The 23,329-nt window shown below is 71.8% G+C and carries 23 protein-coding genes and 1 tRNA gene; 15 read left to right on the top strand and 9 right to left on the bottom strand.

All coding sequences use genetic code 11. The features are described 5' to 3' along the window. Nucleotides 1-226: 226 nt before the first annotated feature. The 3 genes from B085_RS0112015 to B085_RS0112025 form a co-directional block, all read right to left on the bottom strand. Nucleotides 227-886 (bottom strand): response regulator transcription factor, encoded by a 660-nt coding sequence (locus tag B085_RS0112015; protein ID WP_026250958.1) that lies wholly within the window; start codon nt 884-886, stop codon nt 227-229. 211 nt (nt 887-1,097) lie between these two features. After that, a complete protein-coding gene (locus B085_RS0112020; RefSeq protein ID WP_018558819.1) occupies nt 1,098-2,411 on the bottom strand; it encodes a sensor histidine kinase in 1,314 nt (437 codons plus the stop codon). Nucleotides 2,412-2,640: 229 nt separating this feature from the next. Continuing rightward, the gene (locus B085_RS0112025) at nt 2,641-3,804 is read right to left on the bottom strand and encodes a sensor histidine kinase (protein WP_018558820.1); all 1,164 of its coding nucleotides are present in this window, start codon (nt 3,802-3,804) and stop codon (nt 2,641-2,643) included. A 202-nt stretch (nt 3,805-4,006) separates the two neighbouring features. On the opposite strand from B085_RS0112025, the gene B085_RS0112030 reads away from it, so the two are divergent. From B085_RS0112030 to B085_RS0112085, 12 genes are all read left to right on the top strand, one after another. Beyond that, the gene (locus B085_RS0112030) at nt 4,007-4,375 is read left to right on the top strand and encodes an NADH-quinone oxidoreductase subunit A (RefSeq protein WP_018558821.1); all 369 of its coding nucleotides are present in this window, start codon (nt 4,007-4,009) and stop codon (nt 4,373-4,375) included. Then, a complete protein-coding gene (locus tag B085_RS0112035; RefSeq protein WP_018558822.1) occupies nt 4,366-4,983 on the top strand; it encodes an NADH-quinone oxidoreductase subunit B in 618 nt (205 codons plus the stop codon). Before B085_RS0112030 ends, B085_RS0112035 begins: the two co-directional genes overlap by 10 nt. After that, nucleotides 4,980-6,134 (top strand): NADH-quinone oxidoreductase subunit C, encoded by a 1,155-nt coding sequence (locus B085_RS0112040; protein WP_018558823.1) that lies wholly within the window; start codon nt 4,980-4,982, stop codon nt 6,132-6,134. Before B085_RS0112035 ends, B085_RS0112040 begins: the two co-directional genes overlap by 4 nt. Continuing rightward, complete coding sequence (gene nuoH, locus B085_RS0112045; protein WP_018558824.1) at nt 6,131-7,093, top strand: NADH-quinone oxidoreductase subunit NuoH; 963 nt, start codon at nt 6,131-6,133, stop codon at nt 7,091-7,093. The genes B085_RS0112040 and nuoH overlap by 4 nt, the downstream gene beginning before the upstream one ends. After that, nucleotides 7,093-7,677: a NuoI/complex I 23 kDa subunit family protein gene (locus tag B085_RS0112050; protein ID WP_018558825.1), complete on the top strand. Its 585-nt coding sequence runs from the start codon at nt 7,093-7,095 to the stop codon at nt 7,675-7,677. The genes nuoH and B085_RS0112050 overlap by 1 nt, the downstream gene beginning before the upstream one ends. Then, complete coding sequence (locus tag B085_RS0112055; RefSeq protein ID WP_018558826.1) at nt 7,674-8,231, top strand: NADH-quinone oxidoreductase subunit J; 558 nt, start codon at nt 7,674-7,676, stop codon at nt 8,229-8,231. Before B085_RS0112050 ends, B085_RS0112055 begins: the two co-directional genes overlap by 4 nt. After that, complete coding sequence (gene nuoK / locus B085_RS0112060) at nt 8,231-8,617, top strand: NADH-quinone oxidoreductase subunit NuoK (protein ID WP_018558827.1); 387 nt, start codon at nt 8,231-8,233, stop codon at nt 8,615-8,617. The genes B085_RS0112055 and nuoK overlap by 1 nt, the downstream gene beginning before the upstream one ends. Continuing rightward, nucleotides 8,614-10,617 carry an NADH-quinone oxidoreductase subunit L gene (locus tag B085_RS0112065; RefSeq protein WP_018558828.1) on the top strand — a complete coding sequence of 668 codons (2,004 nt, stop codon included), beginning with the start codon at nt 8,614-8,616 and terminating at the stop codon, nt 10,615-10,617. The genes nuoK and B085_RS0112065 overlap by 4 nt, the downstream gene beginning before the upstream one ends. A 3-nt stretch (nt 10,618-10,620) precedes the next feature. Next, nucleotides 10,621-12,186: a complex I subunit 4 family protein gene (locus B085_RS0112070; protein WP_018558829.1), complete on the top strand. Its 1,566-nt coding sequence runs from the start codon at nt 10,621-10,623 to the stop codon at nt 12,184-12,186. Then, on the top strand, nt 12,186-13,694 hold the full coding sequence (locus B085_RS0112075; protein ID WP_018558830.1) for an NADH-quinone oxidoreductase subunit N: 1,509 nt from the start codon (nt 12,186-12,188) through the stop codon (nt 13,692-13,694). Before B085_RS0112070 ends, B085_RS0112075 begins: the two co-directional genes overlap by 1 nt. Nucleotides 13,695-13,814: 120 nt before the next feature. Next, a complete protein-coding gene (gene htpX / locus B085_RS0112080; RefSeq protein WP_018558831.1) occupies nt 13,815-14,675 on the top strand; it encodes a zinc metalloprotease HtpX in 861 nt (286 codons plus the stop codon). A gap of 116 nt (nt 14,676-14,791) precedes the next feature. Next, complete coding sequence (locus B085_RS0112085; RefSeq protein ID WP_018558832.1) at nt 14,792-15,193, top strand: YccF domain-containing protein; 402 nt, start codon at nt 14,792-14,794, stop codon at nt 15,191-15,193. Between the two features lie 28 nt (nt 15,194-15,221). Here the strand turns inward: B085_RS0112085 and B085_RS0112090 are convergent, their stop codons facing one another. The 4 genes from B085_RS0112090 to B085_RS0112105 all read right to left on the bottom strand — a co-directional run bounded on the left by B085_RS0112090 (nt 15,222) and on the right by B085_RS0112105 (nt 19,137). Then, nucleotides 15,222-16,604 carry an FAD-binding oxidoreductase gene (locus tag B085_RS0112090; protein ID WP_018558833.1) on the bottom strand — a complete coding sequence of 461 codons (1,383 nt, stop codon included), beginning with the start codon at nt 16,602-16,604 and terminating at the stop codon, nt 15,222-15,224. Between the two features lie 76 nt (nt 16,605-16,680). After that, nucleotides 16,681-17,133 carry a flavodoxin family protein gene (locus tag B085_RS0112095; RefSeq protein ID WP_018558834.1) on the bottom strand — a complete coding sequence of 151 codons (453 nt, stop codon included), beginning with the start codon at nt 17,131-17,133 and terminating at the stop codon, nt 16,681-16,683. Next, on the bottom strand, nt 17,134-18,456 hold the full coding sequence (locus B085_RS0112100; protein ID WP_037731584.1) for a radical SAM protein: 1,323 nt from the start codon (nt 18,454-18,456) through the stop codon (nt 17,134-17,136). A gap of 192 nt (nt 18,457-18,648) precedes the next feature. Continuing rightward, complete coding sequence (locus B085_RS0112105) at nt 18,649-19,137, bottom strand: YajQ family cyclic di-GMP-binding protein (protein ID WP_018558836.1); 489 nt, start codon at nt 19,135-19,137, stop codon at nt 18,649-18,651. A gap of 189 nt (nt 19,138-19,326) precedes the next feature. On the opposite strand from B085_RS0112105, the gene B085_RS0112110 reads away from it, so the two are divergent. The 3 genes from B085_RS0112110 (at nt 19,327) to B085_RS0112120 (ending at nt 21,197) form a co-directional block, all read left to right on the top strand. Further along, nucleotides 19,327-19,408 (top strand) — tRNA-Tyr (locus tag B085_RS0112110). Nucleotides 19,409-19,619: 211 nt separating this feature from the next. Beyond that, on the top strand, nt 19,620-20,051 hold the full coding sequence (locus tag B085_RS0112115; RefSeq protein WP_037731595.1) for a DUF4259 domain-containing protein: 432 nt from the start codon (nt 19,620-19,622) through the stop codon (nt 20,049-20,051). A 318-nt stretch (nt 20,052-20,369) separates the two neighbouring features. Then, nucleotides 20,370-21,197 carry a hypothetical protein gene (locus B085_RS0112120; RefSeq protein ID WP_051102035.1) on the top strand — a complete coding sequence of 276 codons (828 nt, stop codon included), beginning with the start codon at nt 20,370-20,372 and terminating at the stop codon, nt 21,195-21,197. A gap of 188 nt (nt 21,198-21,385) precedes the next feature. Here B085_RS0112120 and B085_RS0112125 read toward each other — a convergent pair whose 3' ends face one another. Both B085_RS0112125 and B085_RS0112130 read right to left on the bottom strand, forming a co-directional pair. After that, a complete protein-coding gene (locus B085_RS0112125) occupies nt 21,386-21,925 on the bottom strand; it encodes a DUF2218 domain-containing protein (protein ID WP_018558839.1) in 540 nt (179 codons plus the stop codon). A 94-nt stretch (nt 21,926-22,019) separates the two neighbouring features. After that, on the bottom strand, nt 22,020-22,709 hold the full coding sequence (locus B085_RS0112130) for a hypothetical protein (protein WP_158689719.1): 690 nt from the start codon (nt 22,707-22,709) through the stop codon (nt 22,020-22,022). Between the last annotated feature and the right edge of the window lie 620 nt (nt 22,710-23,329).

The following is a 23,329-nucleotide window of genomic DNA, read 5'->3' on the forward strand; positions in this document are numbered from 1 at the left end:
GACCGGGGCCGTGACCTTGTGTCCCACGCGCCATCGTACGTGGGTAAGGGTCGCCTTCCCGGTTCTTCCCGCATCGTGGGCGCCGCGCTGAGCTCCCTTTGTGCCCTGATGGGTCACGGTCACCGCCCCCCGGAGCCCGTGCTGCCTGCTTCCTCCATATGGGACGCCTCCCGGCGCCGCTCCGGTTCTGTGCCTCCGCGGGCTCCTCTGACGATACGTCAGAGGATCAGGAATTGAGATACGTGAGCACGGCCAGGACACGCCGGTGATCGCCCTCGCTGGGGGCCAGCCCCAGTTTGAGGAAGATGTTGCTGACGTGCTTCTCGACGGCGCCGTCGCTCACCACCAGCTGCTTGGCGATCGCGGAGTTCGTCCGGCCCTCCGCCATCAGTCCCAGCACCTCGCGCTCCCGCGGGGTGAGACCTGCCAGTACGTCCTGCTTGCGGCTGCGCCCCAGCAGCTGCGCCACCACCTCCGGGTCCAGGGCGGTACCGCCGCCCGCCACGCGGACGACCGCGTCGACGAACTCCCGCACATCGGCTACCCGGTCCTTGAGCAGATACCCGACCCCGCGGGAACTGCCCGCCAGCAGCTCGGTGGCGTACTGCTCCTCCACGTACTGCGACAGCACCAGCACGCCCAGCTGCGGATGGTCGCGGCGCAGCCGCACCGCGGCGCGCACGCCCTCGTCGGTGTGGGTCGGCGGCATCCGCACGTCGGCCACGACCACGTCGGGCACCGCGCCCTCGGCGGCGAGCTCGCCGATCACCTTCAGCAGGGCCTCGGCGTCGCCGACCCCGGCGACGACCTCGTGCCCGCGGTCGGTCAGCAGACGGGTCAGTCCCTCCCGCAGCAGCACCGAGTCCTCGGCGATGACCACGCGCACTCTGTCCTCCACCGCTACCGGCTCCCCCGTGTCGACGTCGACGTGTCCCTCCCCCAGCATTCCAGCTTCCGGCGGCCGGCACACGGCCTCGCCGCCGGGGCGGAGTGCGGGGGAGGGACGGAGGGGGTGCCGTCAGCGTCCTCTCGGTAGTTTCCGGTCTTCTCTGTCCGCAGGGTCCTGCGGTCGTTCTCCAGCCGACGCCCTCGCGGGGTCAGGTACGCCAGGGCAATTCCGCCGCGACCGTGGTCGGGCCGCCGGCGGGGGAGTCCACCGCGAGGACGCCGTCCACCGCTCCCAGCCGCTCCGCGAGCCCGGCCAGACCCGAGCCGCGCCCCGTGGACGCGCCGCCGCGCCCGTTGTCGACGACGTGGATCATCAGCCGGTCGCCGGAGCGCCACAGGTCGACCGTGGCGCGCGAGGCCCCGCTGTGCTTGCTGATGTTCTGCAGCAGTTCGGAGACGGTGAAGTACGCGATGCCCTCGATCGCCGGCACCGGCCGCCCCGGCAGGTCCACGCTCACCTGCACCGGCACGGTGCAGCGCGCCGCGAGCGAGGACAGGGCGGCGTCCAGGCCGCGGTCGGTGAGGACGGCCGGGTGGATGCCGCGGGCCAGGTCGCGCAGCTCCTGGAGGGCCAGCTTCACCTCGCCGTGGGCNTCGNCNACCATNNTNGCNGCNGCCTCNGGGTCCTCCTGGAGCTTCTCCTTGGCCAGGCCCAGGTCCATGGCGAGCGCCACGAGCCGCGCCTGCGCCCCGTCGTGCAGGTCGCGCTCGATGCGCCGCAGGTCGGCGGCGGCGGTGTCCACCACCGTGCCGCGGTCCGACTCCAGCTCCGTGACGCGGCTGGCCAGCCGTGAAGGCCCCAGCAGCCCGGCGACCAGGCCCCGGTCCACGTACGCCATGCCCCGGATCAGCCAGGGGGTGACCAGGACGAGCAGCAGGCCCAGCACGGAGGTCATGGCCACCTCGAACGGCGAGTCCAGCCACCAGCCGTTGCCGTTCCCGTCCCCGTACAGCTGGAGTCCGGGCTGGTCGGTGTAGGCCGGGAAGACCCACTGCCACAGCGGGTACGTGAGGAGCCCCCAGCCGTAGGTGAAGAACGAGACGGCCACGGAGAAGGTGAACACGCCCCACGGGAAGTGCACGAAGAAGTACAGGATGTGCCGCCAGGAGGCGCCGCTGGTCAGCTGGCCGCCGAGCCACGACATGAAGCCCTGGCCGGGCCGCCGGCGCAGCGGCTCGGGCGCGGCCACGTCGATGCGCAGGCACTGGCGGGCCCGCTCGCGCTCCACGACGCCGAGCCCCCGGCACCCGGCCAGCATCAGGGCGAGGACGGGCAGCCCGAGGAAGGTGACCAGCAGCCCCGCGCCGAGCGACAGCATCGTCACGGTGAAGACGAAGCCGATGATGCCCATCGGCAGGTTCAGCAGCAGATACAGCAACTCGCGCCAGGTGCGGGCCTCGATCGGCGCGCGCAGCGCCGCGGGCAGCCGGTGCTCGCGCGGCTCCGGGAAACCGTATGCCATGGTCACGTCCGTCCTCTTCGTCGTCCCTCTGCGACCGCCTGTGATGGCTCCAGCCTCGCCCTCCGGGGCCTTCGCGCCCATGGTGCGGATAGGCGTCTTGGACCTGGGGAAAACCCCACCCCCGCGGTGCGGTCCTTCGGTGTCCCGAACCGTAGGCGAAGCCGGCACCCGGCGGCACGCGGGAAGGCCGGTGCCCTCCAGCGAGGGCACCGGCCTTCCCGTACGCGGCTCAGGCGCGGTCCCGCCAGGGCAGTTCGGCCGTCACCGTCGTCGGGCCGCCGGCCGGGGAGTCGACCACCAGCAGACCGTCCACCGAGTCCAGCCGCTCGGCCAGCCCGCCCAGACCGCTGCCGCCCGACGTGGTCGCCCCGCCCCGGCCGTCGTCGCGGACCTGGATCATCAGCCGGCCGTCGGAGCGCCACAGCTCGACGACGGCCCGGCGCGCCCCGCTGTGCTTGCTGATGTTCTGCAGCAGTTCGGAGACCGTGAAGTACGCGATGCCCTCGATCGCCGGCGCGGGCCGGCTCGCCAGATCCACCTGGACCTGCACCGGCACCGTGCACCGGGCGGCCACCGAGGACAGGGCGGCGTCCAGGCCGCGGTCGGTGAGGACGGCCGGGTGGATGCCGCGGGCCAGGTCGCGCAGCTCCTGGAGGGCCAGCTTCACCTCGCCGTGGGCNTCGNCNACCATNNTNGCNGCNGCCTCNGGGTCCTCCTGGAGCTTCTCCTTGGCCAGGCCCAGGTCCATGGCGAGCGCCACGAGCCGCGCCTGCGCCCCGTCGTGCAGGTCGCGCTCGATGCGCCGCAGGTCGGCGGCGGCGGTGTCCACCACCGTGCCGCGGTCCGACTCCAGCTCGGCGATCCGCCGCTCCAGCTCGTCGGACGGCGACAGCAGGCCGCGGACCATCGCGCGGTCGGCGTTGGCCAGCCCCCGCGCGATGAACGGCAGCACCGGCCACGCGACGAAGAGCGAGGTCAAGGCGATGGTGAAGGTCACGATCCCCCACGGCAGCCGGATGAAGAAGTACAGCGCGTGGCGCCACCCCACCGGGTCCTTCAGCGAGGTCCACAGCCAGGGGAAGAAGCCCATCCGCCCGGGGCTCAGCGAGCGGGGCTCGTCCACGGCCAGTCCGAGCATGCCGCGCGCCCGTATCCGCTCCAGCCGCCCCAGCAGTCGGCACCCGGCCAGGCCCAGAGCCAGCACCGGCAGGCCGATCACCGTCACCGACAGCCCGACGCCGAGGTAGAGCACGACGGCGACGTAGACGAAGCCCGCGACGTCCATGGGCAGGTTCGCCAGGAGATACGCGATCTCCTTCCACGTCACGGCGTCGAAGGCGAAGCGCGCCGGCGGCAGCGGGGCGGCTTCCCCGCGCTGGGAGTTGATGGTCATGACGTCAAGCCTGCCGGGGTCGGGGCGGCCACCGCCATGGGGTGCGCCTGCCAGGACAAGGTGGGGTTATCCGTACCACCGGTCAGGACGGGTGGTTCGGCCCCGGGGGGCAGGGCCTAGACTCCGTTCGTACAGATCGTCTAAAGATCCACCGGGATCGCTGGACAACGCGCTTACGACGAGAAACGAGGGGCGGACGGACGTGGACTACTTCCACGGCTACTCGGTCGTCGGGCTGGTCGCGGTGCTCGGGGTGCTCTTCGTGACCGTGGCCTTCGGGGCCGGTCGCCTGCTGCGGCCCGTGGTGCCGACGCAGGAGAAGATGCTCACGTACGAGTGCGGCGTCGACCCCGTCGGCGAGGGCTGGGCGCACACCCAGATCCGCTACTACGTCTACTCCTTCCTCTACGTCATCTTCGCGGTCGACGCGATCTTCCTCTTCCCCTGGGCGACGGTGTTCGCCGCCGAGGGGTACGGCGGCACGACGCTGGTCGAGATGTTCGTCTTCCTCGGCTTCCTCGCCGTCGGTCTGCTCTACGCCTGGAAGAAGGGCGTCCTGGAATGGACGTGACCGATGTGACCGATGTGAGCACTCCCGAGTACCTGCCGGAGCCGCGCCGCCTCGGTACCCTCGCGCGCCTGGCACCCGAGCCGATGAAGGTGGTCCTGAACTGGGGCCGCCGCTACAGCCTGTGGGTCTTCAACTTCGGGCTCGCCTGCTGCGCCATCGAGTTCATCGCCGCCTCCATGGCCCGGCACGACTTCATCCGGCTCGGCGTGATCCCCTTCGCGCCCGGCCCGCGCCAGGCCGACCTCATGGTCGTCTCCGGCACCGTCACCGACAAGATGGCCCCGGCCGTGAAGCGTCTGTACGAGCAGATGCCCGAGCCGAAGTACGTCATCTCCTTCGGTGCCTGCTCCAACTGCGGCGGCCCCTACTGGGATTCGTACTCCGTGACCAAGGGCGTCGACCAGATCATCCCCGTCGACGTCTACGTGCCCGGCTGCCCGCCGCGGCCCGAGGCGCTGCTGCAGGGCATCCTCAAGCTCCAGGAGAAGATCGCCCGCGAGTCGCTCGGCGAGCGCTACGGCGACGGCGGCACCCCGCGCGCGTCCACCGCGGCGCTGCGCAGCGGCCTCGTCCAGGCCCCGCCGCCGCCCGGGGAGGAGGCGAAGTGACCACGCCCTTCGACCGGCTCCCCGAGCCGGACGCCGTCGCCGAGGTCTTCGGCGCCGAGGCCACGGCGGAGGAGGCGTACGGCCTGCTGACCGTCGACGTCCCCGCCGCCTCCTGGACGGACGCCCTGCGTGCCGCCCGGGACGCCCTCGGCTGCACCTTCTTCGACTGGCTCAGCGCCGTCGACGAGGGCGGCAGCGGCTTCCGGGTCTGCGCCCACGTCGTCGCCCCCGCGGTCGGCTCGGTGCGGCGCCTGATGATCCGTACGACCGTCCCGCACGAGGCACCGGCCCTGCCGACCGCCGTCGGCGTCTACGCGGGCGCCGCCTGGCACGAGCGTGAGACGCACGAGATGTTCGGCGTCGACTTCACCGGGCACCCGCACCTGGTGCCGCTGCTGCTGCCCGAAGGCTTCGAGGGGCACCCGCTGCGCAAGGACTTCGTGCTGGCGGCACGCGTCGCGAAGGCGTGGCCCGGCGCGAAGGAGCCGGGGGAGTCCGATCACGGCGGCCCCAAGCGGCGTCAGATGCTGCCCCCCGGCGTGCCCGATCCCAACGACTGGGGCCCCATGAAGGGCCAGCTCCCGCCCGCCCCGGCGCGCCCCGCCCGGACCCCGCGCGCTGCCGGAGCCGCCGGTGCGGCGGGCTCCGGCCCCGCCCGGACCCCGCGCGCTGCCGGAGCCGCCGGTGCGGCGGGCTCCGCCGAGCGCCCGGCCCGGCGTTCCCGCAGCGTCAGCGAGGGCTCCGCCAGCCAGGGTGCCGCCGAGGCCCCGGCAGCCCCCGCCGCAGCCCGCCGCACGCGCTCGGCGAGCGACGGCCCGGCCGGCCGGACCGGTGCCGCCGAGACCCCGGCAGCTCCGGCGACTCCGGAGGCCCCCGCGGCTCCCGGGACGAGCCCCCGCAAGCGCACTCCGGACGCCCCCTGGGACGTTCCCCGCGACACCGGACCGGCCGCCGCCGCTCCCGCGGCGGACCCCGGCGCGGCGAAGCCCGGGGAACCCGCGTCGCCCGCCGAGGACGGCACCGGGGAACCCGCGCCGCCCGCCGAGGACGGCACCGGCGAGCCCGCCGAAAGCTCCCCCGACGGCAGCCCGGCCACCGCGCCGGACTCCTCCGGCAACGACGACGCGGAAGAAGGAGGCAGCACATCGTGAGCGACGCCCTCGAAGTGATCCTCCGGCTGCTCGCCGTGCTCGTCGCCTTCCTCGTCCTGCCCCTGGTCGTCGGCCAGACCGAGCACAAGGTCATGGCCCACATGCAGGGACGTCTCGGGCCCATGTACGCCGGCGGCTTCCACGGCTGGGCCCAGCTCGTCGCCGACGGCGTGAAGTTCGCGCAGAAGGAGGACGTGGTCCCGGCCGACGCCGACCGGAAGATCTTCCAACTCGCGCCCGCCGTCGCACTGCTGCCCTACCTCCTGGTCCTCATCGCGATCCCGATCGGTCCCGGCGGGCTCGTCGGCCAGGACATCGACGCGGGCCTGTTCTTCGTCCTCGCCGTGATGGGCGTGGGCGTGCTCGGCTCGCTCATGGCCGGCTGGGCCTCGGCCAACAAGTTCTCCCTCCTCGGCGGTCTGCGCAGCGCGGCCCAGCTGATGTCGTACGAGCTGCCGATGCTGCTGGCCGCCGCGTCCGTCGCCATGGCGGCGGGCACGCTCTCACTGCCCGGCATCGTCGACGCGTACGCCTGGTGGTGGACGCCGTGGCAGCTGATCGGAGCCGTCGTGTTCTTCACGGCCGGCCTCGCCGAGCTCCAGCGTCCGCCCTTCGACATGCCCGTCGCGGACTCGGAGATCATCTTCGGCGCCTACACCGAGTACACGGGCCTGCGCTTCGCCCTGTTCCTGCTCGCGGAGTACGCCGGCATCGTCGTGCTGTGCGGCCTGACCACCGTCCTGTTCCTGGGCGGCTGGCACGGCCCCTGGTCCGACAGCGTCGGCTGGCTGTGGACGCTGCTCAAGACCGCGGCCCTGGCCTTCGTCGTGATCTGGCTCCGGGTCACGTACCCCCGGCTGCGCGAGGACCAGCTGCAGAGGTTCGCCTGGACCGTCCTCATCCCGCTCGCCCTGACCCAGATCGCGCTCACCGGCGTGGTGAAGGTGGTGATCTCCTGATGGGCATCCCCGGTTCCGGCCTGGCCAAGGGCCTCGCCGTCACCCTGCGCACGATGACCCGGCGCTCGCACACCGCGCAGTACCCCGAGGTGCAGCCGGAACTGCCGCCCCGCACCCGCGGAGTGATCGCGCTGTTCGAGGAGAACTGCACGGTCTGCATGCTGTGCGCCCGCGAGTGCCCCGACTGGTGCATCTACATCGACTCCCACAAGGAGACGGTGCCCGCCGCAGCCCCGGGCGGCCGCGAGCGCAGCCGTAACGTGCTGGACCGCTTCGCCATCGACTTCTCGCTCTGCATGTACTGCGGCATCTGCATCGAGGTGTGCCCCTTCGACGCCCTGTTCTGGTCGCCGGAGTTCGAGTACGCGGAGACCGACATCCTCGAACTCACCCACGAGCGCGACAAGCTGCGCGAGTGGATGTGGACGGTGCCCGCCCCGCCGCCGCTCGACCCGGCCGCCGAGGAACCCAAGGAGCTGGCCGCCGCCCGCAAGGCCGCGGAGAAGGCCGCCGCCACCGCCACTGCCGCCGCCGCCCAGGGCGAGGCAGAGCCCGGGCGCGAGCAGCCGGGGGGCGAGGCGTGAACGCCGCCGCAGCCCACCCCGGCTTCCTGTCCCCGACCGGGGTCGAGATCGTCTTCGTCCTCGTCGGCGTCGCGACCCTCGCCGCCGCCGTCGTCAGCGTCACCACCAAGCAGCTGGTGCACGCCGCGCTGTGGCTGGTCGTCGCGCTCGGCGGCGTCGCCGTCGAATACCTCCTCCTCACCGCCGAGTTCATCGCCTGGGTGCAGGTGCTGATCTACGTCGGGTCCGTCGTCGTGCTCGTGCTGTTCGGCCTGATGCTCACCAAGGCGCCCATCGGGCGTTCCCCGGACGCCGATTCCGGCAACCGGATCGCGGCCCTCGCCGTGGCCGCCGCCGCCGCGGGCACGCTTGTGTGGGTCGTGGTGGACGCCTTCCGGTCCACCTGGATCGCGGTGGACGGCGCCGTGCAGGGCTCCACCAAGGTCACCGGCGAGATCCTCTTCCGCCACTGGGTGCTGCCGTTCGAGGCGCTGTCCGTGCTCCTGCTCGCCGCGCTCGTCGGTGCGATCGTCCTGTCCCGCAAGCAGTCCCGTCAGCAGCCGGGAGAGCGCTGATGCATCTCGCCTATCCCGCCGTCCTCGCCGCCCTCCTGTTCTCCGTCGGCGTGTACGGCGTCCTCGCCCGGCGCAACGCGATCCTCGTCCTGATGTCGGTCGAGCTGATGCTGAACGCGGTCAACCTCAACCTGGTCGCCTTCGACGTCTGGCTCCGCGACACCCTCCACGCCGGGCAGGCGCTGACGCTGTTCGTCATCGTCATCGCCGCCGCCGAGATCGGCATCGGTCTCGCCATCGTGCTGCTGGTGTACCGCAACCAGGGCAGTTCCGACGTCGACCGCCTCACCGACCTCGCGGAGCACGGACCGCATGATCCGCACGACCCGCAGGGCGAAGGGGCCGGGCCCTCCGCACCCGAAGAGAAGGCCGAGGCCGCAGCGTGACCCTGACGACCCTCGCCGTCCTCGTCCCCCTCCTCCCCTTCCTCGGCGCCGTCGGTGGTCTGCTGCTCGGCCGCACCGCCCCCGGCTTCGTCCGGCCGCTGGCCGTGCTGCCCACCGCGACCGCCTTCGTGCTGGCCGTCACCGTCGCCGTACGGCAGGGCAGCGGCCCGGCCACCGACGCCGCGACCCGGCTCACGCCGACCGGCTCGGTGCCCGTCGACCTGGCCCTGCACCTCGACGGCTTCGCGGTGCTCATCGCCGTCCTCGTCGGGCTGGTCGCCACCTGCGTGCAGCTGTACTCCACGGCCTACCTGCGGCACGACCCCCGGTACGCCTCCTACTCCGCCTTGGTCTCCCTCTTCACCGCCGCCATGTTCCTGGTCGTCTACACCGGCGACCTGATGGTGCTGCTGGTCGGCTGGGAGATCATGGGCATCTGCTCGTACTTCCTGGTCGGCCACTACTGGGAGACCGAGGTCGCCCGGGCCGCCTCCCTCAAGGCCTTCCTGGTCACCAAGCTCGGTGACGTCCCCTTCCTGATCGGTGTCTTCGCGCTCGCCGCCGACGCCGGGACCTTCCGGATCAACGGCATCCTCACCGCCGCGACCCACGGCGGGATCGAGCACCCGACCGTCGTCGGCCTGCTGCTGCTCGCCGGTGTCGCCGGCAAGTCGGCGCAGTTCCCGCTGCACACCTGGCTGCCCGACGCGATGGCCGGTCCCACCCCGGTGTCCGCGCTGATCCACGCCGCCACGATGGTCGCGGCCGGCATCTACCTCGTCGCCCGGCTGCTGCCGGTCTTCGAGGCATCCACCGTCACCCTCGCGGTGCTCGGCGTGCTGGCCGCCGTCACCATGATCGGCTCCGCTCTGGCCGCGCTCGCCCAGGACGACATCAAACGCGTGCTCGCCTACTCGACGATCGGCCAGCTCGGCTACATGGCCGCCGCCCTCGCCGTCGGCGACCGCAGCGCCGCCGTGTTCCACCTCGTCTCGCACGGTGCCTTCAAGGCCCTCCTCTTCCTCGCCACCGGCGTCGTCATCCACGCCGCCGGCACCAACTCGCTGGCCGCGATGTCCCGCATGGGCGACCTCGGCAAGCGCGCCCCCGACGCCATGTGGACCATGGGCATCGCGCTGGCCGCCCTGGCCGCGATCCCGCCCTTCTCCGGCTTCTTCTCCAAGGAGTCGGTGCTGCGGGCCGCGGAGCACGCCGCCTCCGGCCATGCCGAGGGCGTCCCGTCGGCCGTCGGCTGGCTCGTCCTGGTCGCCGCGCTGCTCACCGCCGTGCTCACCGCCGGCTACGCCACGCGCCTGTTCCTCCTCGCCTTCCGCGGCCAGGGCGCCGCCGCGCCCGCGGCCCACGGCAGGGAACCGGCCCTCATGACCGTCGTGCTGTGGGTGCTGGCCGTACCGACCCTCGCCTTCGGCGCCGTCGCCCTCGTGCCCTCGCTCCTCGACCTCCCCGCCTGGCTCGACGGCAACGCACTCGCCCCGACCCTGGTCACCTCGATCCTCGGCGTCGGCCTCGCCGTCGTCGGCATCCTGGCGACCTACGGCGCCTGGCAGGCCGCCGCGATCCGTCGCGGAACCCCGCTCGGCGCGGTCGTCACCACCGAGGCCGCGGAGGAGGAGCCCGCCCTCACCGAGGCCGCCGCTCTCCAGACCCACGAGCAGGTCTACGGGGACGTCGCCGCCGCACAGGACCCCGCCGACCCCGGACGCCTGCTGCTCGGCCCGCTCTTCGAGCCCGCCTCGCACGGCTTCCGCCTCGACGCCCTGTACGCGAAGCTCTTCGTCCGCCCCGTGCTCGCCGCCTCCGGTCTCGTCCGCTTCCTCGACCGCGAGGTCGTCGAGACGTACGTCCGCGGCGCGGGCGGACTGCCCCGGCTGCTCGGCGCGCTCGTGCGCCGCACCCAGACGGGCAACGTGCAGACCTATATCAGCGTGCTGCTGGCCGGCTCCGTGATACTCGCCGTCCTCGTCGCCGTCGGAGCGTGAGCCGTGAACGACACCGTCCTCCAGTACGTCCTCGCGGCCGTCGTCGTCCTGCCGCTGCTCGGCGCCGCGGCGGCCCTGCTGCCGCCCCCGCCCGGCCTGAAGGGGAAGAACCCCGACCAGGCCGTGCTGCGCCACGGCGTCACCGTCACCGGTCTCGTCCTCGTCCTGAGCATCGTCCTCGCCGCGGGCTTCGACCACGGCCACCCCGCGACGATGCAGGCGAGCACCGACATCAGCTGGATCCCGGCGCTCGGCATCCGCATCCACCTCGGCATCGACGGCATCAGCCTCCCCCTCCTCGTCCTGACCGCGCTGCTGACCTTCCTCTGCGCGCTCTACAGCTACTTCAAGATGCCCGCGGGTCCTTCCCCGAAGGCCTTCGTGGCGCTCCTGCTCCTCCTGGAGACGGGCACGCTCGCCACCTTCGCCGTGCTCGACCTGGTGCTCTTCTTCCTCGCCTTCGAGACCGTCCTCATCCCGATGTACTTCCTCATCGCCCGCTGGGGCGGCGAGAACCGGGAGAAGTCCGCCCTCCGCTTCATCCTCTACACACTGCTCGGCTCCGTGATCATGCTGCTCGGCCTGCTCCTCATCGGGCTGAAGGCGGGCACATTCGACATGGTGGCACTGGCCACCGACAACGGGTCACCGCTCAGTCACTCCACGCAGCTGATCGCCGTCCTCGCCATCGGCCTCGGCCTCGCCGTCAAGGCCCCGATGTGGCCGCTGCACAGCTGGCTCCCGGACGCCCACACCGCCGCGCCCACGGTCGGCTCGGTGCTCCTGGCCGGCGTCCTGCTCAAGATGGGCACCTACGGCTTCGTGCGGATCCTGCTCCCGGCCGCCCCCGAGGGCATGCAGACCTTCGCGCCCTACCTGGCAGCGCTCGCCGTCGTCGGCATCGTCTACGGGTCGCTGGCCTGCCTGGCCCTGGCCCGCCGCGGCGCCGGCGGCGACCTCAAGCGGCTCATCGCCTACAGCTCCGTCGGCCACATGGGCTTCGTGCTGCTCGGCATCGCGACCCTGACCCCCACCGGCGTCAACGGCGCGCTCTTCGCCAACATCGCCCACGGGCTCATCACCGGCCTGCTCTTCTTCCTGGTCGGCGCCCTCAAGGACCGCTACGGCTCCACCGACCTGGACAGCCTCGCCGGGCAGACCGGCGCCGCGCTGTACGGCAAGGCCCCCCGCATGGGCGGCCTGCTCGCCTTCGCGGCCGTCGCCTCCCTCGGCCTGCCGGGTCTGGCCGGTTTCTGGGGCGAGATGCTCGCGATGTTCGGGTCCTTCAAGCCCGCCCCGGGCCTGGACCGCGGCGCCTACCTGGTCTTCACCGCGGTCGCCGCCTTCGGCACCCTGCTCACCGCCGCGTACCTCCTCGTCGTGGTGCGCCGCGTGTGCATGGGCGAACGCGACACCGTCCAGGCCGCGCCGGCGCTCGCCGACGTCCGGGGCTACGAGTTCGCGGCCTGGACCCCGCTGGTCGTCCTGACCGTCCTCGCGGGCCTCTGGCCCGCCGCCCTGCTCGGCCTCACCGACCCGGCCGTACGCACCCTGCTCGGAGGCAGCTGATGAGCACCCTCGCCACCTCCGTCGTCCAATCGGTCGACTGGGCCGCGATCGCCCCGCCCGGCATCGTGGCCGCGGCCGCGCTCGTCGTGCTGGTCGCCGACCTCTTCCTGCCCGAGGGCCGCAAGCGGCCGCTGGTGGGGATCACCCTCGGCGGCCTCGTGCTCGGCGGGCTGAGCCTGCTGCCGCTGCTCGACGGCGACCGCAGCACCTTCTGCCTGGTCGGCAGCCCGGCCGACTGCTCCTACGTCGCCGACCGCTTCACGCTCGTCGTGCAGCTGCTGGTCCTGGCCGGAGCGCTCGTCGCAGCCCTGCTGTCGGTGCACACCCTCGACGAGCTGCCGGCCGGCGAGTTCTGGTTCCTGCTGCTCTCCTCGGCCTCCGGCGCCGCACTGCTGCCCGCCTCCCGTGACCTGGCGACCCTCGTGATCGCCCTGGAGGTCACCACCCTCCCGTCGTTCGCCCTGGTGGGGCTGCGCCGCGGCGACCGGCTGTCGAGCGAGGCGGCCCTGAAGTTCTTCCTGTCCTCGGTCGCCGCGACCGCCGTCACCCTGCTGGGCGTCAGCTTCGTCTACGCCGCGACCGGCACCCTCCACCTGGAGGCCATGGCCAAGGGATTGCAGGGCGTCGACCCCCGCCTGGACACCCTCGCCGCCGCCGGCGCCGCCCTCACCGTCGTCGGCTTCGCCTTCAAGCTCGCCGTCGCGCCGTTCCACTTCTGGGTGCCCGACACCTACACCGGCGCCCCCCTCCCGGTCGCCGGCTACCTGTCGGTCGTCGGCAAGGCCGCCGGGTTCGCGGGCCTCATCCTCGTCACGGTCGTCGCCTTCCGGCCCTACGCGCACGTCTGGGGCCCCGCCGTCGCCGTCCTGGCCGCCCTCACCATGACCGTCGGCAACGTCGGCGCGCTGGTGCAGCGCCCCGAGCGCCCGCGCAGCGCGGTCCGCCTGCTGGCCTGGTCGTCCATCGGCCAGGCGGGCTACCTGCTCGTCCCGATCGCCGCCGCCGCGTACACCGACCCCGACCGCCAGGTCGGGACCACCCTCGCCTACGCGTTGATGTACGCCGCCGTGAACCTCGGTGCCTTCGGCGTCGCCGCGCTCGTCGGCCGCACCGCGCCGCAGAACCGGCTCACCGACTACCGAGGCCTGCACAGCGCCCACCCGCTCGCGGCGGCGGCCATGGCCTTCTTCCTGCTCTGCCTGGCCGGCCTGCCGCCCGGCGTCATCGGCCTCTTCGCCAAGGTCGCCGTCTTCTCCTCGGCCGTCGACGCGGGCCTCGGCTGGCTGGCGGCCGTCATGGCCGTCAACGTCGTGATCGCGCTCGTGTACTACCTTCGGTGGACGGTCCTGCTCTTCGCGAAGCCGGGGACGGAGCCGGCCGCCGCCGTACGCCCGTCGGGCCCCTCGCGCCCGCTCGGCGCCGCCATCGCGCTCACCGCAGTCGTCGGGATCGTGCTGTCCGGCGCACCTCAGCTCGTCCTCCGCTTCGCCTCCGCCACCCTGCTCTGAGCACCCGGTCGGAAGGTGCACAAGGGAACCAACGCCCCTCCGGTGGCGTTGCCCCCTTCGGGAGGTTCTCCTTGGACGAGGAGAGATGGTCCTCCTGATGCACAACTTGGAGGGTGTACCGTGCACCGCCGGCACAACGGCCTGAAGACCGCCGCGCTCCTGGGCGGAATGTCGGCTCTCATCCTGATCATCGGCAGTTTCTTCGGCCGTACGGGACTGATCGTCGCACTCGTCGTAGCCCTCGGGACCAACGCCTACGCGTACTGGAACAGCGACAAGATCGCGCTGCGCTCCATGCGCGCCCGCCCGGTCAGCGAGTTCGAGGCTCCGGCGCTGTACCGCATGGTGCGCGAACTCTCCACCTCCGCCCGGCAGCCCATGCCGCGGCTCTACATCTCCCCGACCGAGGCCCCCAACGCCTTCGCCACCGGCCGCAACCCGCGCAACGCCGCCGTGTGCTGCACCGAGGGCATCCTGCGCCTCCTCGACGAGCGCGAACTGCGCGGCGTCATCGGGCACGAGCTGAGCCATGTCTACAACCGGGACATCCTCATCTCGTCCGTCGCCGGCGCCCTGGCCTCCGTGGTCATGTTCCTCGTCAACTTCGCCTGGCTGATCCCCGTCGGCCGCTCCGACGACGACGAGGGCCCCGGCCTGTTCGGCCTGCTCCTGATGATGATCCTCGGCCCCGTCGCGGCCTCCCTCATCCAGCTCGCCGTCAGCCGCTCCCGCGAGTACGAGGCCGACTCCTCGGGCGCCCGCCTCACCGGAGACCCGCTCGCCCTCGCCTCCGCGCTGCGCAAGCTGGAGACGGGCACCAAGCGCGCCCCGCTGCCGCCCGAGCCCCGGCTGGAGACCACCAGCCACCTCATGATCGCCAACCCGTTCCGCCCCGGCGACGTCTCCAAGCTCTTCTCCACCCACCCCCCGATGGCCGAGCGCATCGCCCGCCTCGAGGAGATGGCCGGGCACCGCCGCTGAACGCGCACGTGCGGAAGGGCCGGCACGCGGGTACGGGCCCTGCGAGGGACGCCTGACGGAGCGGCGGCTCCCGCCCCTGAGGGGCGGGGCCCGCGGACGCATGGGAGGCTTGGGCAATGAAGGCGGTCAACATCGTCCTGAACGTCGTGTGGCTGATCATCTGGGGCCTGTGGATGGCGATCGGCTACGCCCTGCTGGGCCTGCTGATGTTCGTCTTCATCATCACCATCCCGTGGGGGATCGCGTCCCTGAGGATCGCCAACTACGTACTGTGGCCCTTCGGCCGCACCACGGTGGAGCGCCACGACGCGGGAGTCGCGTCGCTGCTGGGGAACATCATCTGGCTGGTCCTCGCGGGCATCTGGCTCGCCATCGGCCATGTGATCGCGGGCGTCGCCTTCTGCCTGACGATCATCGGCATCCCGTTCGGCATCGCCAACTTCAAGATGGTGCCGATCTCCCTGGTGCCGCTCGGTCGCGAGATCGTCCCCGTCGACGCCCCGTACGCCACCCGCTGAACCCAGGCCCGCCTCCCGCTGCGGGGCCTCAGCCCGGCTCGATGTTGTGGTTGAGCCGGAAGACGTTCTCCGGGTCGTACTCGGTCTTCACCCGTGCCAGCCGCCCCAGGTTGTGCGCGCCGAGCCCGGCGATCACCCGGCCCTCGCCCTCGTCCCCGATGAAGTTGAGGTAGACCGCGCCCGAGGACCACTGCCGCAGGTCGGCGCGGACGTCGTGCGCCCACCGCCGGGCGCGCTCGTCGTCCGCCGGGTCCGCCCACAGACCGAACGGGTGCACCACCCACGGCGCCCGGCGCCAGGGCAGCGGGTAGTCGGCCGGAGCGCGCGCCACGGCGCCGCCCAAGGGGAACAGCACGTGCTGGGAGGGGGAGGGGACCACCATGTCCCGGGCACGCGCGCAGAAGCGGTCCACGGCCGCGTCCGGGAAGTCGTCCAGGTACTCCGCCGACCAGTAGTTCCGGTATCCCGGCGGGTCGTCGAGCGCCGACTGCAGGTCCGCGTACGGCATCTCCGCCACCATGCGGCCGTGCGGAGCGAGCGCGAGCAGCGGTTCCAGCACCTCGCGCGCCGCGTCCAGGGTACCCGCGTACGTGAACACCACGGCGCAGGCCAGTTGGCCCGCCAGGTGCTCCGGCACGAACTCCTCCGGCGGCCCGGTCAGGAAGAGCATGCCCCCGCCCACCTCGTCCGGCGCCGACGCCAGCAGGGCGCGGTAGGCGCGCAGCACCTCGGGACCGGCCTCCGGCGGCCACAGCAGCACGGCCAGGGTGGCCGCGGGCAGCGGGTGCAGCCGCAGCGTGAGCGAGGTGGCGACGCCGAAGTTGCCGCCGCCCCCGTGCAGGGCCCAGAACAGCTCCGGGTTCTCGTCCTCGGCGGCCCGCACCAAGGTGCCGTCCGCCGTCATCACCTCGGCCTCCGCCAGGTTGTCGCACGCCAGCCCGAACTTGCGCTCCAGCCACCCCGATCCGCCCCCGAGGGTGAAGCCGCCCACCCCCGTGGTGGACACCCGGCCGCCGGTGGTGACCAGGTCGAACGGCTGCGTCGCCCGGTCCAGGTGGCTCATCGTGGCGCCCCCGCCGACCCGTGCCGTGCGCCCCGCAGGGTCCACGACGACCGCGTGCATGCGCCGCAGGTCGACGACGACGCCGCCATCGCTCAGCGCGTTGCCGGAGACGCTGTGCCCGCCCCCGCGGACGGCGACCTCGAGCCCGCGCTCACGGCCGAAGCGGATCGCCGCGGCCACGTCGTCCACCGTCTCGCACAGGGCGATCACGGACGGCCTGCGGTCGATCATCGCGTTGAACAGCGTGCGGCTCTCGTCGTACGACGGGTCACCCGGTGCGACGACCTCACCCGCGAACCCCGAGCGCAGGGCGTCCAGTGCCGCGTCGTCCAGGACATGGGGTGCCATCGCTGCTGCCCCCTCTCTCCACCTCCACGGTAGGACGGGGGCATGGGCCCGGCACGTCGGCGCCGGGCCCGTGCGGTCAGTCCGCCAGCCCGGCGGCCAGGGTCGCGCCCAGCTCCCAGCAGGCCCGCAGATCGGCCCTGGACGGCTCCCCGGTGACCGTCACCTCCGCCGCGGCCTGCTCCCAGCCCAGGCCCGTGGTGATCGACCGGATGCCCCGCACCGTCCCCGTGACGTCGTTGCCGCCGTGCACGTAGTAGCCGAACGGGCGGCCGCGCGTGCTGTCCAGGCAGGGGTAGTAGACCTGGTCGAAGAAGTGCTTGAGCGCCCCCGACATGTAGCCGAGGTTCGCCGTCGTGCCCAGCAGGTAGCCGTCCGCCGCGAGCACGTCGGAGGCGGTCGCCGAGAGGGCGGCCCGCCGTACGACGTCCACGCCCTCGATCTCGTCGGTGGTCGCGCCGGCGACCACCGCCTCGAACATCGCCTGCAGGTTGGGCGACGGCGTGTGATGCACGATCAGCAGGGCCGGCACTCAGCTCACTCCGACAGGCGCCGACGCCGGCAGGCTGTCCATGAACGAGCTCACCGAGAACACCGCGTTGCCGGGACCGGCCGGGCCGTACCCGGGCGGCGAGCTCAGCCCGTACTCCTCCAGCGTCGCGCGGTACACGTCCAGCAGGCGGATGTGGTACTCCAGCGGCGCGCCCTCCGGGTTCGCCTTGCCCAGCGGGGTCGTCGGCTCCGGGCACCAGGTGGTGAAGCGCGGCGTGATGCCCCGCGACATGAAGAAGCGCAGGCCCTCCGCCGTGGAGTCGATCGCCTCCCCGACGCTGGTGAAGCCGAACGGCTCGGCCATCTCCACGCCCGCCACGAAGTTGGGGATCACATTGCGCGGGCCGAAGATCTCCGCCGAGTCCAGGATCCGGCGGTGCCACTCGTCCCGGCCGACGTAACGCTCCTTACCCGGGCAGTACAGCTCGAACAGACGGGGGTCCCACACCTCGTAGTTCGGGTGGTAGATCTGCACGCCGTAGTCCTTGAAGCGCTGCACGTCCTCCTTGGGCAGCGCCTGCGCGACCACCTTGCCGATCCAGCGGCCGGGGAAGCGCTCCTCGATGGCCTTCGCGTAGTGGCCGTAGAAGTCGGCCTCGTCCCGCCCGGCGACCTTGGAGGTGATCGCCCCACCGGTGAGGGTGTACGCGGTGGAGGACTTCGTCTCGTCGTACTTGTCGATGATCTCCAGCGCCTCCAGCACCTCCTCGACCGGCTTCACACCCGTGTAGGGGCGGCCGGCCGCCTTGTGCTGGCGCCAGTTGTGGTTGATGTCGCAGTACTGGCACTCCTCCTTGGCGCCGAAGTACTGGCACACGCGGAAGACCGTCAGGTAGATCAGGTAGCCCCACTGGATCGTGGGCGCGACCTCCATCACCGACTTCCCGTTCTCCAGGCTGTGCCGGTAGTACGCCGGCATCGGCGGCAGGCCGACGTCCGCGATGCGCACCCCGTCGAGGTAGAGGCCGAGCACACCGCGCCCGCCCGCCCGCACGCGGTACGGCGAGGCCGGGTTGACCCGCACCGACACCACCGTGCGGCGCAGGTCGTACGGCCCGCCGGTGAGCACGATCTCCTCCGGCGGCCGCTTCAGCGCGGCGGCGCCCAGTTCGGGAAGCGTGCGATGGTCGAAGGAGAAGATGAAGTACGACTTCGGTTTGACGTCGCCGTCCTCGTTGCCGCTGAGCGCGGACTCGTCGAACGCGATCCCGCCGCGCAGCAGGTCCTCCTTGATGACCGCCTCGCGGGGAACGTGCGGGAAGCGGCTCATCAGGTCCTCGACCAAAGCGGTGCGGCTTTGCATGCCCGGCTCCATCCTCGAGACGCTGCCCCGGGTCCGCCGTCGACGGGCGGGGCGGTCCCGGGGAGACCTAACAGGAAGACACTACGCACCTGCGGCGGCCTGTCGGGCGGCACCCTCCGAATGCGCCCCGTCGTGCGCGCGGCAAAGGCCCCGGCCGCCTCCTCCCGGCCGGGACCTCGGGCGGTACCTCGATCAGCGGTAGTTCACGAACTGCAGCGCGAAGTCGAGGTCCTTGCCCTTCAGCAGCGCGATGACGGCTTGCAGGTCGTCCCGGCTCTTGGAGGTGACGCGCAGCTCCTCGCCCTGGACCTGGGCCTTGATGCCCTTGGGCCCCTCATCGCGGATGATCTTGGCGACCTTCTTGGCGTTCTCCTGCGAGATGCCTTCCTCGATGGTCGCGAAGATCTTGTACTCCTTGCCGGACAGCTGGGGCTCGCCCGCGTCCAGCGACTTCAGCGAGATCCCCCGCTTGACCAGCTTGGTCTCGAAGACGTCCAGGATGGCCTTGACCCGCTCCTCGGAGTTGGCCTGCATCAGGATCTTGTCCCCGGACCACGAGATCGACGCACCGACGTTCTTGAAGTCGTAGCGCTGCGAGATCTCCTTCGCGGCCTGGTTGAGGGCGTTGTCGACCTCCTGCCGCTCGACCTTCGAGACGATGTCGAAACTGGAGTCGGCCATCTTCTGTTGGCTCCTTGGCTCTGATCCATCAGGTCCGCGACCCGTCACCGGGCCGCCCCCGCAAGCCTAGCCACCGGACCCGCCCGGAGCGCTGATCAATAGGGTGGCGGAGCACCCCCGCGCATCGGGTATTGTTTACGACGTCGCCAAGGGGGACCGCACACAAGCGGCCCGCGGAGACACTTCCCAGGCGGTGTGCCCGAGTGGCCAATGGGAGCGGACTGTAAATCCGTCGGCTTAGCCTACCCAGGTTCGAATCCTGGCGCCGCCACAGTGGAAAAACAGCCCCTGAGCTGCGGAAACGCAGAGCAGGGGCTGTTCTCTTTGTTCCGCCGGGTGCGGTCGCCGTCTGGCTCCGTCCCGTTCTCGCACGCTCTCTACCGGCGGTTGTGGAAGGGGACGGGCGAACCCTGGTCGCCGTCGTGACCGCCTTGTCAGTGGCTGGTGCGAGGCTCCCCGCGCAGCGGTGCGAGGAGATCATCATGGGTACCTGGGCTACCGGCCCCTTCGACAACGACACTGCCGCAGACTTCGCCTGCGCTCTCGACGACGCCAAGCCCCGGGAACGTGAAGCCCTGGCCCGCGGGGTACTCACCCGCACCGTTCATGCCGCCGGTTACCTCGCGGAAGCGGAGGAAGCTGTGGCCGCTGCGGCACTGATCGCGGCGCAGTGTCCAGGCGGTGAACCAGTCGACACGTCCTACGGCCCGGAAACACCCATCCCCATCTTCCCCTCCGACCTTCGGACCCTGGCAGATGAAGCCCTCGCCCGGATCGTCAGCGGCGAGTCCGGATTGTCGTCGAACTGGGTCGATCCACGAGAGAGGAGGCAATGGCGTGTGACGCTCAACCGCCTTCGCTCCGTACTCGCCCCGCCGCCACCGACCATCCCGCTCTTTGACATCGAGCCGTAGCGCAGGGCGGCGGGCTCCGTGCCACGCGCCGCCCTGCGGCCGAGGCGATGTCGTAGCCGTTCGGGTGTGCGCCCGAGTGCGGAACGGAGGTGCGGCCGTCCCGCACTGTGCCGTGCACCGTCATGTGTCACCGGGCAACGCAGCCGGCTCCGGAGGGATGGGCACGTAGCGCACGCCTCCGGGGGCCTGGTCGGGAGCCGGAGAGAGGGGCCTTGGCCGCGGGGGCGGTGGGGCGGCTGGTCAGGGCCGGGCGGAACGGCATGAACTCATCAGATAGGCTGCCGCCCCTTCCAACGGCCTTCTGCTGAAGAGGTGTGAATGAGAACTGGCAGACGAATCGCCACGGTGGCCACGCTTGTGGGGACGCTGGGGCTCTCGGCGCTGAGCGCGCCGGCGGCTCATGCTGCGGACACCGGCATCACCGTGTCGAACATCGTCGTCAACAACGGCAAGCCGATCGTCGTCGGCACGTCGAAGGTGGTGGAGCCGCCCATGCGGTTCAACATCGCACTGCCTTCCGGGTACAGCACCGCCGACCCCGACCGCTACGACACGTTCCCCTTCCTCTACCGCGGCAGCATCACGACGGCGGCGGACAAGGGGGAGAACTTCATCGGGCCGGGCGGTTACACCTGTTACGAGATCGACTCCAAGCACGCCCGCTGTGAGGGCAACCTCTACATCGACCCGCACCCGAGCCAGGAGCACGTCGACTCCAACAGCGACGCCACGACCTGGAAGGTCGGCGTCTCACTGCGGCTGTGGAAGGCCAGCGGCGGCCTGAAGACCGCGGAACTGGAGACGCGGTCCACGACCGTCCAGCTCAAGCGCGCGGCCAAGGCCACCACCAACGCCTCGCCGGAGCCGGTCACCAAGGGCAAGCCGATCACTGTCACGGGCAAGCTCACCCGGGCGAACTGGAGCACCAAGAAGTACGGCGCCTACAGCGGCCGTTTGGTCAGCCTCCAGTTCCGCGCCAAGGGCACCGACACCTTCAAGCTGGTCAAGAAGGCCACCACCAGCAGCACCGGGGGCCTGAAGACCACGGTTACCGCCTCGGTCGACGGTTACTACCGCTGGGTGTACTACGGCAACTCCACGACAGGCGTCGCCACCAGCGCGTCCGACTACGTCGACGTGCGCTAGAGCCGGGCCGAGCGGTTCACTTCACGCGGACTCGGGCCCGGCGCGGCGCGCCGGGCCCGTTGGCCAGATCGCCGGCCGGCGATCCCGCCCGTGATGCGAGCGGTTCCTGAAACGTGGTGGCGCGTGCCCAGCGCTCGTGCGACCGGCCGTGACTTCTGCCGCCGGCGGCGATGAACGGCTACCTCGGATCAGTGGGCCCGGGGGGTCTGGCCTCGGCGTACGGCGCGGCGGCGGAGCAGGTAGACGGTCTTGGCCAGGAGGGCGGCCAGTACGGCGGCCAGAGCCCAGTGCTTCCAGGGGCCGGACGCCAGCAGGAGTCCGCCCAGGCCCAAGTGGGCGGCGACGACCAGGACGATGACGGCAGCGATGCCGAGCTTCGTGCCGTGGCGCGGGCGGGGCCCGGTGGCCACGGCCGGTTCCCAGGCGACCGGAGGCACGTCGGGCCCGCAGGTCTCCCGCAGGCGCTCGGTGATCAACCGCTGGATGCGCCGGAGGCCGTCCCGGTCGGCGGCTTCGAGGCGGAGCGTCAGCCCGTCGGGCCCGGCCTGCACAATGCACCGGCCGCCTTCGAAGTCGATGGTCCCGTGAGTGTCGGACCGCTCGGCGAGCCGCTCGGGCTGCGGACGGCTGCCCGCCGTGCCCGCCCACTCGCGCAGTCCTGCCAGGTATCGGGCCGGGTGGTCGGTGCGCATGCGACCTTTGGCCTGCTGCGGCTGCTCGGCGCCCATGATGAGGAACCCCCACCTTCCGTGGCCGGTGTGTCTCCTCCATGAGGACAGCGCGGCCGGGCGGTATGTGACAGTGGCCACGCTCGTTCCGGGGTCAGCGCCAGTAGGTGTCGTGCGTGAGGCGGTGGTGGCGCTTGTCGTACTGGTCGACGGCGCTGATGGTCTTGCCGTTGGGTATGGCGACGGCCCAGGCGCGGTAGTCGGTGCCGGGGATGGTGACCGTGGGGGCCTTCAGGCGGGTGCCGTCGGTGAGGTTGACGATGCCGTAGGCGATGTCGGCCTCGGGGTTGGAGACCATGAGGCGGGAGCCGCTGGTGCCCTTGTCCTGGAAGCCCCACAGGCCCATGCCTCCGGAGCCGGCGGGGTCGTGGGTGCCGGTGACGGGTTGGCAGTCGGACCAGGGGCCGCCTTGGTGGTCGATGCGGACGCCGTCGATGTACATGCGCTGGCACAGCAGTGCCGTGCCGGGGGCGGTGGTCCCGTTGGGCGCGGTGGGCAGTTCGTAGCCCTCGGGCAGTGACCGGTGGAACTCCAGCGCCACCGACCAGGGCTTGCCGTCCACGCGGCCCTTGCCGATCAGTTGCGTGACGACCTGGGGCGTCTGCTTCCGGGGCGCGGGGACCGCCTTGGTGGCCACGGCGGCGGGTGATGCGCCGACCCGGTGCGCGGCAGGTGCCGCCGGGCCCGCCGGCGCCGCCACCGCGGAGGCGCCGAACGACACCGCGCCGATGGCGACCGCTGCGGCGGTCGCCATGCCCGCCTTCCTGGCAAAACTGAGAGCCACGGAGCATTTCTCCTTCGAAGCCGCCGCCCGGCACTGCGCCGGGCGGTCCTTGACGGCCGGCGCGGTGGGCCCGCGCGCCGGCCTGCGGCGGCCACCGGATGGGGTGGCCGCCGCGTGGACGTCTGTTCGTAGGTACTCCCGAAAATGCGCGGGGGGTTGCACGGCTCCGCAACTTCTTCTGCCGCGCTCCCGGTTGAGGCCGCTCCGTATGCCGGCGTCCGGCAGGCATCACCGCGCGGGGTCCGGGAAGGGGTCGGGGGGCACGTCCTGTGGGACAAGCTGTTCCTTGCGGTCCGCGTCGTCTTTCGGGGCCGACCACCGGGCCCGAGGCTCCACGACGCCCGGCTCGGCGCGGGCCCGCCCCGGCCCCTCGGCGTACCCCGCGTGACCGGGCCCCGCACCCGCGGCCTTGAGGGGGCGAGGTCACCGGTGCCGTTCGGCACTTTCGGCATTCCGGTATGAGATGTAGAAAAGAGGGGAAAGTGGTTGAAAATAGACACGGATATCGCGTGCCTTCCGAGGAAGGAGGGATGCCTGTGTGATCCGCGGTGACCGCATCAACCCGCTCCGCTGGTCCCCGGGACGGCCGGCGCCGCCCGTCAGGGCTCGGGGGGCAGAAG

The sequence above is a fragment of the Streptomyces sp. BoleA5 genome (assembly GCF_000373665.1).
Classification (GTDB): domain Bacteria; phylum Actinomycetota; class Actinomycetes; order Streptomycetales; family Streptomycetaceae; genus Actinacidiphila.